This is a genomic window from Glycomyces endophyticus (assembly GCF_039531525.1).
Taxonomy (GTDB): domain Bacteria; phylum Actinomycetota; class Actinomycetes; order Mycobacteriales; family Micromonosporaceae; genus Glycomyces; species Glycomyces endophyticus.
Genome location: NZ_BAAAQF010000008.1, coordinates 100,597 through 112,795, shown reverse-complemented (window position 1 = coordinate 112,795; position 12,199 = coordinate 100,597). Strand labels below are relative to the sequence as shown.

Sequence of the window (12,199 nt, the reverse complement as noted above, 5' to 3'; positions counted from 1 at the left end):
GGCGGGCCGCGGGGTCGCGGCCGTCGGCGTCGGTGGCGGTGCGGGCGCGGGCGAGCTCGCGGCCGCGGAGGTCGGCGACGGTGGCGGTGACGCCGTGCTGGCCGGCGTCGACGCCGAGGACGACGCCCGCGTCGGCGCGCAGCTCGTAGCGGCGGGCGGGGCGGCCTTTGCGGTACTCCTCGCCCGCGGCGCGGGCGTTGGGGAGCTCGGCGAACCAGCCGCGCTCGACGAGCTCGTCGCAGAGGGCGATCACGGTGGAGCGGGTGAGGCCGGTGGCGGCGATCACGTCGCTGGCGGTGAACGCCTCGGCCTCCCACGCGCGGTCCAGGACCGCCGCCGCGTTGGCCCGCCGCTGGGGGTGGGTCCGGTCTTCGGGTTCCGTCACGCCTCTTGACACCTCGCCTTCACTGGTTCAGTATGACTGGAGTGATTTGATTTTGGAATTAGATTTAATCATAGAATCATTCCGGCCGCGCCCCGGCGCGGCCCACCACCGTGAAAGGCACCCAAGATGGCTGCTCCGATCTCGGCATCGACCACCGCGGCCGACTGGTGGCGCCAGGCCACCGTCTACCAGATCTACCCGCGCAGCTTCGCCGACGCGAACGGCGACGGCGTCGGCGACCTCCCCGGTATCACCTCCCGGGTCGACTACCTCGCGCGCCTCGGCGTCGACGCGGTGTGGCTGAGCCCGTTCTACCCGTCGGCGCTCGCCGACGGCGGCTACGACGTGGACGACTACCGGAACGTCGACCCGCGCCTGGGCACCCTCGACGACTTCGACGCGATGATCGCCGCCCTGCACGCGGCCGGCATCAAGCTCATCGTCGACATCGTCCCCAACCACTCCTCGAACCGCCACGAGTGGTTCCAGGCCGCGCTCGCCGCGCCGAAGGGCTCGCCCGAGCGCGACCGGTACGTCTTCCGCGACGGCCTCGGCGAGCACGGCGAGCTGCCGCCCGCCGACTGGGTCTCGATGTTCGGCGGCCCGGCCTGGACGGCCGTCGGCGACGGCCAGTGGTACCTGCACCTGTTCGCGCCCGAGCAGCCTGACTTCAACTGGCGCAGCGAGGAGGTGCGCGCCGACTTCCTGCGGACGCTGCGCTTCTGGTCGGACCGGGGCGTCGACGGCTTCCGCGTCGACGTCGCCCACGCCCTCGCCAAGGACCTCCCCGCCGACCTGCCCTCGCAGGCCGAGCTGGCCGCGATGGACACCGCGACCGGCACGCACCTGCTGTGGGACCGCGACGAGGTTCACGAGATCTACGCCGCCTGGCGCGGGGTGTTCGACGAGTACGACCCGCCGCGCATCGCCGTCGCCGAGGCGTGGGTGAACCCGCCCGCGCGCCGGGCCCGGTACGCCAGCGCCGCGGGCCTGGGGCAGGCGTTCAACTTCGACCTGCTCGAGGCCGACTTCGACGCGGGGGCGTTCCGGCGCATCATCACCGAGAACCTCGCGCAGGCGGCCGCGTCCGGTTCGTCGACGACATGGGTGTTCTCCAACCACGACGTGGTGCGCCACGCGACCCGGTACGGCCTGCCGCCGAACGGGGACGAGCCGCGCAAGCACAACCGGGCGTGGCTGCTCTCGCGCGGCACGGACCCGGTGCTGGACGCCGCGCAGGGCCTGCGCCGGGCGCGGGCGGCGACGCTGCTCATGCTCGCGCTGCCCGGGTGCGCGTACCTGTACCAGGGCGAGGAGCTGGGGCTCGGCGAGGTCGCGACCATCCCCGACGAGGCCCGGCAGGACCCGACGTTCTTCCGCAGCCCTGGCGTGGACGTGGGCCGCGACGGCTGCCGCGTGCCGCTGCCGTGGACGGTGGAGGGCCCGTCGTTCGGGTTCGGCGCCGGGCCGGCGCACCTGCCGCAGCCCGACTGGTTCGGGAAGGTCTCCGCGGAGGCCGAGTCCGGGGACGCGGCCTCGACGCTGTCGCTGTACCGGGACGCCCTGGCGCTGCGGCGCGAGCTCCAGGCCGACGAGTCGCTCGAGTGGGTGCCGAACGCCTCGGGCGAGGTGCTCCACGTGCGGCGGGCCGGCGGCTGGGAGGCGGTGGCGAACTTCGGCGCCGCGGCGGTGCCGCTGCCGGAGGGCGAGGTGCTCCTGGCGAGCGGTCCGCTCGGCGAGGGCGAGCTGCCGGGCGAGACGACGGTCTGGCTGCGCAGCGCGTAGCGGCGGGCGCGGCGGGGTCTCCCCCGCCGCGCCTTCGCGCTACTGCAGGGCCCAGACCTGGACGGCGCCGGTGGCGGAGCCGGTGACGGCGACCTTGGTGCCCTCGACCTCGGCGAACGTGGCCGTCTGGATGAGGTCCTCGCTCCCGTGCGGGGCGAAGGGCTCGCCGATCTGCTGGCCGGTGGCCAGATCGAACATGCTGAGCCCCTGGCTGCCGTGCATGACAGCGACGGCCGCGCCGTCGATCTCGGACACGCCGACCGCGGTGACCTGCTGGTACAGCTCCTGACCGGCGGGGCCGTACGGCTCGCCCGCGGCGAGGTCCCAGGCCTGGACCGAGCCCTCGGCGGTGACCGTGACGCCGAGGTCCCTGCCCGCGGCGGTGCCCGCGCCGAAGGCGACGACCTCGTAGTTCAACTGGTCGAACGTGGCGCCGACCGACTCGCCGGTGGCGAGGTCGGCCACGAACACCCGGTTCTCGTAGGTGCCGACGTGGCGCAGCACGCCGCCGACGGTGGCCATGCCGGAGTAGTCCGCGTACGCGGTCGAGACACTGCCGATCTCGGCACCCGTGTAGAGCTGGCGCACTTCGTAGTCGGTGAGGTAGGCGGGCACGCCGTCCCACAGGCCGACCCAGTAGACCGTGTCGTAGCTCGCCTCGCGCGTGTTGATCGGCGTCCCGGGGTCGGCGAGGGGCCAGACGGCCTCGGTCATGCCGTCGCGGCTGAACGCGATCCACTGCCCGTCGTACTCGAACACCGAGAGGTGGTCGACCGAGCCCTGGTGCCCGCGGTACTCGTCGATCTTCTCGCCGGTGGCGAGGTCCCAGATGCGGACGATGGCGTCCTCGCCCGCGGAGACGGCGACGGGCTTGTCGCCGATGAACCCGTTGCGCACGGCGGTGACCGCGCCGGTGTGGGCCTGTGCGATGTCGGCGACGAGGTCGCCCTGGACCGCGTCGGCGATCGGGACGACGCCGCTGGAGCCGCCGGCCTCGGCGTTGCCCTCGTCGTCGCCGCCGTTCGTGGAGGAGCCGTTGTCCTCACCGGTGGAGTTCTCCGACTGGGGCTCCGAGCCGCCCGCGGTGTCGTCCGTGTCGTCGTCGGGGCGCAGGAACTGGAGGCCGATGACGACCGCCAGCGCGAGGACGACGGCCGCGGCGGCCGCTCCGACCGTGGTCAGGCCCTGCTTGGACTTGATCCAGGGCGTGCGGTTCGGTTGGGGCGCGCCGTATCCGGGCTGCTGCGGGTAGCCGGGCGGCGGGCCCTGCGGAGCGGCCATGGCGGGCTGGGTGACCGGGACCGGGTAACCGGGGTGGGGCTGCGGCGTCTGGTGCGGGGCCGGGTGCGGTGCGGGCGGCGGGAGCTGCATCGTCTGGTTCGAGTCGGGCGCGGGCACGGCGGCCGGAGGCGCGGACTGGTGGGGCGGGGCCGACTGGTGCGGCGGCGGGGATGGGGCGGTCTGCGGGGGCAGGGCCGGGCTGGGGACCGCGATCGGGGTGCTGACGGTGTGCTGGGCGAGGAGGCCGCCTTCGGAGACGGCGAGTTCGGGCTGCTCGATGGCGGCGGGGGCGATGCCGAGCTCGCGGTGGAGCTGGGTGGCGACCAGCGGCATGCGGGAGGCGGCGCCGACGAGGAAGAGGCCGGCGATCTGCTCGGCGGCGAGGCCGGACTCGCGGACGACGCCCTGGGTGACGCGGATGGTGCGGGCCACGAGCGGCGCGCAGACCTGCTCGACCTCGTCGCGGGTGAGGTGGGCGTCGACGTCGAGGAGCGGGATGGTGAGGTCGGTGGTCGCCGAGCGGGACAGGCGCTCCTTGGCCTGGCGGATCTCTTCCATGAACGCGTTGCGGTGGCGCAGGTCGGCGGGCTCGGCGGGGCCGGTGAGGCGGGCCCAGCGCTCGTCGTCGGGCTGCACGCTGGCGGCGACGTGCTGGGCGATGGCCTGGTCGAAGTCGAGGCCGCCGAGGTCGCCGGCGCCGTCGACGGCGAGCACGTCGAACCCGTTCGTGCTGCGGCGCAGCACGGTCGCGTCGAAGGTGCCGCCGCCGAGGTCGTAGACGACGACGCCGGAGCCGGGCGCGACGTCGGCGCCGAGGGTCTCCACGAAGTAGGAGGCGGCGGCGACGGGTTCGGCGACGAGGTCGACCGCGCCGAGGCCGGCGGCGGTCGCGGCGTCGGCGACGACGTGGCGGCGGGTCGGGCCCCAGGCGGCGGGCACGGTGACGGTGACCGGGCCGAGCGCGCCGAGGGTGTGCTCGCACTCGCGGGCGACGCGGGACAGGACGGCGGCGATGACGCTGGTCACCGGGATCTCGGTCTCGCCCAGCAGGACCGACTCGTCGTCGATGCGGCGCTTCGGGTTCGGTTCGAAGCGGTCGGGCCGGCGGCGTCCGGAGTGGACGGCGTCGGCGCCGACGACCGGGCCGCCCTCGTCGTTCATGAACACCGCGCTGGGCAGCTGCGGGGAGCCGTCGAACAGCTGCTGGTGCACGCGTCCGTCGGCGCGCCGGATGGTCGCGACCGTGTGCGAGGTGCCGAAGTCGATGCTGATGGTCGCGGGCCGGGGGCTGGAAAAGGACATACGGCCACTGTAATGACCGAAAGCCAGTACGAGGCCGCTAGGGAACCCTGTGGACACGGGTGGCGCGCGACGGCTGCGAGAATTCCTCGGTGGGTATTCAGGTGCAGCTGCGGCGGGCGAACACGGTGTTCCGGTTCGTCGCGCTGGGCTACCCGCTGCTGCTGGGCGCGTTCGCGTTCGACTCGCTGCTGCGCCCGGCGTGGGCGGCGGTGCTGGTCGTGGTGCTGCTGGGCTGGACGTGGCTCGCGACGGAGTGGTACCGGCGGCGCGGGTACGAGCCGAAGGCGCTGTACGCGGACCTGGCGGTGACCGTGGGGGCGGTGGCGGCGTCCTCGTGGGTGCTGGAGCGGGCGGGCGGCGAGGTGCCGGTCTCGGTGGGGCCGTGGATGGCCGGGGCGGTGCTGGCGTGGGCAGCGGCCTGGGGCCGACGGTCGGGGGCCGTCGCGGGCGCGGTGGTGGCGGCCGCGGGGATGGTGTTCCGCGGCGGCGTCCACTCCAGCACGGTGAACGAGGCGGTGCTGGTGGTGCTCACCGGGTTCGCGGCCGGGCACCTGGTGCGGCTGGGGGTGGTGGCCGAGCAGCGGATGCGCGAGGCCGCCGAGCGGAACGCGGCCGCGCGCGAGCGCGAGCGGCTGGCCCGCGACATCCACGACTCGGTGCTCCAGGTGCTGGCGCTGGTGCAGCGGCGCGGCGCCGAGATCGGCGGCGAGGCGGCCGAACTGGGGCGGCTCGCGGGGCGCCAGGAGGAGGCGCTGCGGGCGCTCATCCGGTCCGCGTCGTACCGGCGGCCGCTGGACGGGCAGCGGGACCTGCGCGAGCTCGTCGGGCGGCACGAGGGCCCCGACTGCACGGTGGCCGCCCCGGCGACGCCGGTGCTGCTGCCGGCCGAGACCGCGCGGCAGTTCGCGGCGGCGGTGGCGAGCGCGGTCGACAATGTGCGGGAGCACTGCCCGGCGTCGACGCGGGTGTGGCTGCTCGTGGAGGACGAGGGGGACGCGGTCCAGGTGAGCGTGCGCGACGACGGGCCGGGGTTCGCGCCCGAGCGGCTCGCGGCGGCGGCCGCGGACGGGCGCCTGGGTGTGGCGCAGTCGATCCGGGGCCGGATCAGGGAGCTGGGCGGGAGTGCCGAGATCGTCTCGGCGCCCGGGGAGGGCACGGAGGTGGAGATGCGGGTGCCGCGTGTCGAGGCGGATTCGGGAGGTGCCGGTGGCGACGCTCGTCGTGGTCGATGACCATCCGATCTGGAGGGAGGCCATCGCCCGGGACCTGACGGGGGCCGGGCACGAGGTGCTGGCCGTGTTCGGGGACGGCCGGGCGGCGCTGGAGGGCGTCCGGTCGCTGCGGCCGGACGTGGCGATCCTCGACCTCCAGCTGCCGGGCCTGTCGGGGGTGCAGGTGCTGCAGGGCCTGGGCGAGGACTGCCCGACGGCGGTGCTGGTGCTCTCGGCGAGCGGCGAGTCCTCGGACGTGCTGGAGGCCATCAAGGCCGGCGCGCGCGGGTACCTGGTGAAGTCGGCGTCGCCCGCGGAGCTCGCGGACGCGGTCGAGCGGGTGGCGGCCGGGGACGCGGTGTTCACGCCGGGCCTGGCGGGCCTGGTCCTCGGCGAGTACCGGCGGCTGGCGAACGCGCCCGAGCCCGAGGAGCGCCCGGCGCTGTCGGACCGGGAGACCGAGGTGCTCAGGCTGGTGGCGAAGGGGCTGGGGTACAAGGAGATCGCGGCGCGGTTGACGCTGTCGCCGCGGACGGTGCAGAACCACGTGCAGCACATCCTCGCGAAGCTCCAGCTGCACAACCGGACGCAGCTGGTGCGGTACGCGATCGAGCAGGGCATCGACGGGGACTGAGTACTTTCGCCCCCTGGAATTGAGCGATCCGGCCGATGCGCGGACCGGCCCGGATGCGGCTCAATGGTGGCATGAACGCCTTCATCACCGCCGCCGGAGCGTACCTCCCCGGGGACCCGGTCGGGAACGACGAGATCGCCGCGCGCCTCGGCGGCGTCGACGAGCGCGGGGACCGGCTGCGCCGGCGCATCCTCGCCGCCAACGGGATCGCCAAGCGCCACTACGCACTCGACGAGCGCGGGCGCACCACGGAGCTGAACGAGGAGCTCGCCGCGGCCGCGCTCCGGTCGATGCTCGACGACCGGGGCCTGGACCCGGCCGACCTCGACATGCTCGCGACCGCGACCACCCAGGGGGACCTGCTGGTGCCCGGGTTCGCGTCGATGGTCCACGGGCGCATCGGCGGCGGACCGATGCAGCTGCTGTCCGCGGCCGGGGTGTGCGCGTCGAGCCTCGCGGCCCTGGACGCGGCCGTCGCGAAGGTCCGCCTGGGCGACCGGGAGCGGGCGGCGGTGGTCGGCAGCGAGCTGGCGTCCCGGTGGCTGCGGGCGTCGAGGTTCAACGGCGCCAACGACACCGACGCGCACTTCCTGCGGTGGATGCTCTCCGACGGGGCCGGGTCGGTGCTGGTGGAGGCGCGGCCGCGCCCGGACCGGCCGTCGCTGCGGGTCGACTGGGTCCGCACCGTCTCGCTCGCGCACGAGCACGGGGTGTGCATGCGGGCCGGGACCGACGGCTCCTCCCCCGCCGCCGGGCGGACCTGGCAGGACATGGGCAGCGCGGCCGCGGCCGAGCAGGCCGGGATGATGCTGCTGCGCCAGGACACCTCCGCGCTCGGGGCGCTCGCCGAGGCGGGGCTGAAGGAGTTCGCGTCGCTCGCGCAGCGCGGCCTCATCGACCTCAAGCGGCTCGACCACGTGCTGTGCCACTACTCGACGAACGCGTTCCGCGACCTCGTCTTCGACCAGCTCGCGTCCACCGGCGCGCAGATCGACACCGGCCGGTGGTTCTCGAACCTGGAGACGCGCGGGAACACCGGTGCGGCGTCGATCTTCATCGCGCTGGAGGAGTGCTGGCGCACCGGCCGGTTCGAGCCGGGCCAGACCGTGCTCCTCGCGGTGCCCGAGTCGGGCCGGTTCACGTTCGGGTTCGCGCACCTGACGTGCGTCGCACCCGAAGCGGCGCAATCGGTCTCGGTGCAGGTGCCGGAACGGGCGGCCGTCCCGGCACACGAGCCGGTTCCGACCTCCGACGGGAACGTGTTCGCGCGGCTCGACGCGGTGTGGGAGGACTTCGAGCGGCGGCTCGGACACGTCCCGGTCATGCGCCGCCTCGCCGACGGCGAGTCCACACTGGACGACTACCTGCGGCTGCTGTTCAACCTGCGCCAGCAGGTCGCCGACGGCGCGCGGTGGATCTCCCGGGCCGCCTCGAACTTCTCCGTCGACCTCTTCGACCTGCGCAGCGCCGCCATCGGCCACGCCGGCGAGGAGCACCGCGACTTCATGATGATCGAGCGCGACTACGCCGCGTGCGGCGGCTCGATCGAGGCGATCCGCGCGGGCCGCAAGAACATCGGGTCCGAGGCGCTGTCGGCGTACATGTTCCACACCGCGAGCCAGCCGGACCCGATCGGACTGCTGGGCGCGATGTTCGTCATCGAGGGCCTGGGCACCGGGAAGGCCTCCGAGTGGGCCGCGCAGTTCAAGGAGCAGCTGGGCCTGCGCGACGACCAGGTGAGCTTCCTGGCGTACCACGGCGACGCGGACGACGACCACTTCGCGAAGCTCCAGGCGATCCTCGCGTCCCCGCGGATCGACGCCGCCGCGGCCGACGCGATCGTCTCCACCGCGAAGGTGGTCGCGCGCCTGTACGCGCTCCAGCTCGAAGAGCTCGACAATGTCTGACCTCGCGGGGCCGCCCCTGTGGGACGCCGTGGTCGGGGACCCGTCCCTGGCCCTCGACCCCGAGACGGCCCGCAAGATCGCCGCCGACCAGCGCCGCTGGACCCGCACCTGGCTGTACCCGCTCGCGCGGCCGGTCTCGCGGGTCCTGGCGCTGGTCATTCTGGTGCTCAAGCGGATCACGCCGGTGCGCTGGACCGCGCACCGGCTCATGGACCGGCTCTGCATCTGGTTCCTGCGCCGCTTCGTGTCCCCGCTCGCGGTCGAGCTCCTCATCCGGCACTTCGTGATCGAGACGAACCTGCTCAACTTCATCGTCCGCAACACCGACACCGCGATCGCACCGGTCGCGCTGCGCCCCACCGACCTCGCCGGGCTGGGGAACGCGGCCGTCATCGAGCACGACATCAACGTCTACGTCGTACTCGCCGGCCTCGGGCCCGTCTCGCGCCGGACCGACCCGGACTACTCCGGCCTCGACGTCCCCGCCCTCGACGCCGAGCCGGGGCGGCGCCGGCTCATGCGGCTCGACATCCAGACCGCCCTGTGCCTCATGAACCTGCCGTTCGCCGCGTGCCTGACGCCCGAGGAGTACCGCCGTGCCGTCCACTCCATGCGCTTCGACGACTCGATCCTCGCGATCCTCGCCGAGATCACCGGCGATCCGACGTTCCTGCGGTGGTGCAACGGGGACCTGTCGGTGCGGGTCGACTCCAACGCGGACGTGCCGCACGCGGTGTACCGCCATGCCGTGATCTGCGAGTACGCCCACGAGCACCTGCGGCGGCTGGCGGCGCGCGCCTGACGCCCGCGTCACCGGACGGGTGAGGCGCTCGGGCGGGCCGCATTCACGGCGGTGGATGCGACTCCGCCCGGGCGCATCGAACTGGGTCGATACCGAGGACGGCGGCCGCCTAGACGCCGGCGCGCCGTCCGCGTCAAGAACCCGTCAAGGGTGTTGACGCAGGTCAGTCGCGGTGGTCCGCTTGAGGGAAGCAGCGCATCGCAACCGGAGGTGGATGATGGAGCGCACTCCCTCGACCCCGTACTCCCGCGCCGGCGGCCTGGCCGCCCTCGGCGGTTCCATGCTCGTCGCCGGATCGATGTTCCTCCCGTGGGCCCGTGCCGGCGACGGGACGGTGAACTACTGGGGGCTCTCGGACCTCGACGCCGTCGACGCGGACGCCGGCACCTACGGCCTCTCCCTGGCCCTGATCCCCCTCCTGGTCCTCTGGTGCGCGCTGTTCTTCGCCTGGCGCACCCACGAGACCCGTATGGCCTGGGCCTTCGGCGGCTTCACCGGGGCCATGATGCTCTACGGCGGCGACCTCGTCGCCGCCGTCGGCCTGCTCCTCCTCATCTCAGGCTGCGTCACCGCCCTCGCCGCCAACGTCCCCGAACCCGCCCCCGCCCGCCGGGACTGGAAGGGCTCCCTCTGACCGACCCAGCCCGCAGGCGGTGGTATGTCACACATGACACGTGACGCACCGCCGCCTGCTGCGTTGTCACCCGAAGCGCACCTGCTGAACAACGATCTCAAGCTGAAGGAACTTGTGGAGCATGCTGCAGACGCAGGTCACCCGCCCAGCTGTCACAGCGCACTCCACCGGTCGGAAAGGTCAAGTCGAGCGATATGCGCCCGGTAAACGGTTCAAAGCCCTCCCGGGTAGCGAGGATGCGCTCCCCGATGTGGCCGGCGAACGGCGTCGCATCGCCACCCTCACGCACCTCGACACGACCAAATTCACCCGTGTCGCAGCCTTCATGGGGCTCGGAAGCCTCGAAGATCAGGCACCAGTCCGAACCGGTGGTGATCCGTATCGACTGCTGGCACTCATCAGTCAGCCACACCTCCAGGGGCGCTGTGGTCTGCACGCCTTCATACCAAAACCATGAGGCGGTGATCTTCACCAGGCGACGACCGATCAATCGCTGCGGCGCGATCCCGCGCCCGTGCAGGGCACACACGCTCGCCTGCTCAGATTCCATCACCCGAAGCTACCGCCAGCCACGGCAGAAGCTACAACATAAGGCAGCGAGAACGGGAAACGTGGCATGTCGATCGGCGTTAGGTCGGCGCTTGACCACGCCGCGAACCGCTGGACTGGCGGCCCGGGGAACCCGCAGGCCGACCCTGTCATGGGGACTGGCCGGTGCCGGTTACGTTGCCCTTATCCATGTGTCGATGGTGTTCAGGTCGGCGTAGGTGATTCCTTGAGCGGGCTCGACGCGATGGAGGAGGGCGCGGCCGGGGTGATGTTTTTCGACCCAGTCCTCGTCGGCTTCAGTGATCTCGTCGTCGACCCAGACGAACGGGCGCCCGGCCGCCCATGCGACCAGCGTGCGGGTCTTCCAGTGCAGGTTGAACCACTGGTCTTCGAGTTCGTCTGCCGGCGTGGGCTCAGGCCACCGCACCACTGGCAGCAGCGGGAGTCCGAGCCGAGGCGCGACCACCGTGTTCGCGTCGTCCTCCCAGGTGGTAGCCCAGACCAGTTGAAAGGGCAGCGCTGTGAGCCGAGTCCCGATCTGCGGGTCGAGCCTCGACAGATAGGAGTCTGAAGTGGAGTCGAGGGGTACTTGGTGCTCGGATTGTCCGAACGGGATCAAGGTCCCGTCCACGTCGAGGAACAGCAGCGGTCCTGTGCCGCGGTGTCGCCTGCGGGCACTCGTGCGGCGGGGCGGGGTCATTGGTCGAGGAGGCGGCGTTTCGCCGCTTCGAGTTCTTCTTGGGTGAGGTGGCCGGCGGCGCGGAGGGCGGCGAGGCGTTCGAGTTCGGCGACGAAGGAGTCGGCGGGGGCGGGGGTCGGGGGTGAGGGGGTGTCGGCGTCGTCGGGGGCGGTGAAGGACCTGATCCAGGGGAGGGCGATGCGGGCGCGTTCGGGGCGGGTCTCGCGGAAGACGGCGTAGACCGGGTTGCCGACCCACTTCCTGTTGACGCGGATCCGGACGGCGTGGCGGCGGCCGTTGTCGGTGAAGCGGAGTTCGGCGGTGCCGAAGCCGCTCGCGGCGGCGGTCTCGGCGGAGAATCCTCCGATCGGGGCGTCGGCCGACCGGTAGTCGGCAAGCTCGGCGGGTACGCGCTTCGCGCCCAGGAGGCGCGCGCCGTAGCCGGTGGTCTTCAGCTCGGCGAGGAGGCCGAGCAGGGCGATCACGGCGGCCACGCCGGCGAGGGCGCCGACGATCCGGGACTCGGTGGCGACGGCGGCCGGGTCGAGGCCGTCCTCGGTGACCGCCGCGCTCCAGCCGCTGAGCGCCGCCAGCAGGCCGACCAGGGCGGCGAGTCCGAAGCCGAAGGCGCGGGCCAGCGCGGCGAGCATGATCAGGAGGACGACGTTGCAGATGATCCCGGCGACCGGGAGCAGCGCCCGCCAGTCGTTCGTGGAGCACTCGCCGCCCCAGCACTCCCATACGACGGTGTGGCCGACGCGCACGCCGGTCGCGATGAGCCACCAGGCGGCGGCCGCGAGGGCGGCGATGAGCAGGAGGCGGAGGAGCGCGGCGGCCGGGTTCCGGCGCTTCGCGTCTGGATGCGGGGTCGAGGGCACGGGACCAGTATGGAGCCCGCACGCCCGCCGCGGCCACCTCATCGCGTGAGCGGTGGAGCGGCGGGCCGTCCTCGGGACGCGTTCTCGTCGCGTGCTCGGTGTCCGCTCGACGGCCGGGCCTTGCCGAGGTCGGGGCACTGCGATCTGGCCGT

At 73.1% G+C, this 12,199-nt stretch carries 11 protein-coding genes; 6 read left to right on the top strand and 5 right to left on the bottom strand.

The genetic code is table 11. The annotated features are described in order from the left end of the window. Window positions 1-385 (bottom strand): helix-turn-helix domain-containing protein (locus ABD419_RS12770; protein WP_486327374.1); only part of this gene is annotated, 385 nt, incomplete at its 3' end. 126 nt (window positions 386-511) lie between these two features. On the opposite strand from ABD419_RS12770, the gene ABD419_RS12765 reads away from it, so the two are divergent. Then, on the top strand, window positions 512-2,170 hold the full coding sequence (locus tag ABD419_RS12765; RefSeq protein WP_344486902.1) for a glycoside hydrolase family 13 protein: 1,659 nt from the start codon (window positions 512-514) through the stop codon (window positions 2,168-2,170). A gap of 39 nt (window positions 2,171-2,209) precedes the next feature. Here ABD419_RS12765 and ABD419_RS12760 read toward each other — a convergent pair whose 3' ends face one another. Beyond that, window positions 2,210-4,753 (bottom strand): Hsp70 family protein, encoded by a 2,544-nt coding sequence (locus ABD419_RS12760; RefSeq protein WP_344486899.1) that lies wholly within the window; start codon window positions 4,751-4,753, stop codon window positions 2,210-2,212. 89 nt (window positions 4,754-4,842) lie between these two features. Between ABD419_RS12760 and macS the strand changes: the two genes are divergently transcribed. The 5 genes from macS to ABD419_RS12735 all read left to right on the top strand — a co-directional run bounded on the left by macS (window position 4,843) and on the right by ABD419_RS12735 (window position 9,941). Next, a complete protein-coding gene (gene macS / locus ABD419_RS12755; protein ID WP_344486896.1) occupies window positions 4,843-5,985 on the top strand; it encodes a MacS family sensor histidine kinase in 1,143 nt (380 codons plus the stop codon). Continuing rightward, the gene (locus tag ABD419_RS12750; RefSeq protein WP_425556034.1) at window positions 5,945-6,598 is read left to right on the top strand and encodes a response regulator transcription factor; all 654 of its coding nucleotides are present in this window, start codon (window positions 5,945-5,947) and stop codon (window positions 6,596-6,598) included. Before macS ends, ABD419_RS12750 begins: the two co-directional genes overlap by 41 nt. Before the next feature lie 71 nt (window positions 6,599-6,669). After that, window positions 6,670-8,505 carry a 3-oxoacyl-[acyl-carrier-protein] synthase III C-terminal domain-containing protein gene (locus ABD419_RS12745; RefSeq protein WP_344486890.1) on the top strand — a complete coding sequence of 612 codons (1,836 nt, stop codon included), beginning with the start codon at window positions 6,670-6,672 and terminating at the stop codon, window positions 8,503-8,505. Beyond that, entirely contained in the window at window positions 8,498-9,307 is an 810-nt protein-coding gene (locus tag ABD419_RS12740) for a DUF6999 family protein (RefSeq protein WP_344486887.1), read from the top strand. Before ABD419_RS12745 ends, ABD419_RS12740 begins: the two co-directional genes overlap by 8 nt. A gap of 217 nt (window positions 9,308-9,524) precedes the next feature. Next, the gene (locus ABD419_RS12735; protein ID WP_344486884.1) at window positions 9,525-9,941 is read left to right on the top strand and encodes a hypothetical protein; all 417 of its coding nucleotides are present in this window, start codon (window positions 9,525-9,527) and stop codon (window positions 9,939-9,941) included. 97 nt (window positions 9,942-10,038) lie between these two features. On the opposite strand, the gene ABD419_RS12730 is transcribed toward ABD419_RS12735, so the two are convergent. The 3 genes from ABD419_RS12730 to ABD419_RS12720 form a co-directional block, all read right to left on the bottom strand. Next, the gene (locus ABD419_RS12730; protein WP_344486881.1) at window positions 10,039-10,491 is read right to left on the bottom strand and encodes a hypothetical protein; all 453 of its coding nucleotides are present in this window, start codon (window positions 10,489-10,491) and stop codon (window positions 10,039-10,041) included. Window positions 10,492-10,662: 171 nt separating this feature from the next. Further along, window positions 10,663-11,190: an HAD domain-containing protein gene (locus ABD419_RS12725; RefSeq protein WP_344486878.1), complete on the bottom strand. Its 528-nt coding sequence runs from the start codon at window positions 11,188-11,190 to the stop codon at window positions 10,663-10,665. Next, complete coding sequence (locus ABD419_RS12720; protein WP_344486875.1) at window positions 11,187-12,047, bottom strand: SHOCT domain-containing protein; 861 nt, start codon at window positions 12,045-12,047, stop codon at window positions 11,187-11,189. The genes ABD419_RS12725 and ABD419_RS12720 overlap by 4 nt, the downstream gene beginning before the upstream one ends. Window positions 12,048-12,199: the final 152 nt, after the last annotated feature.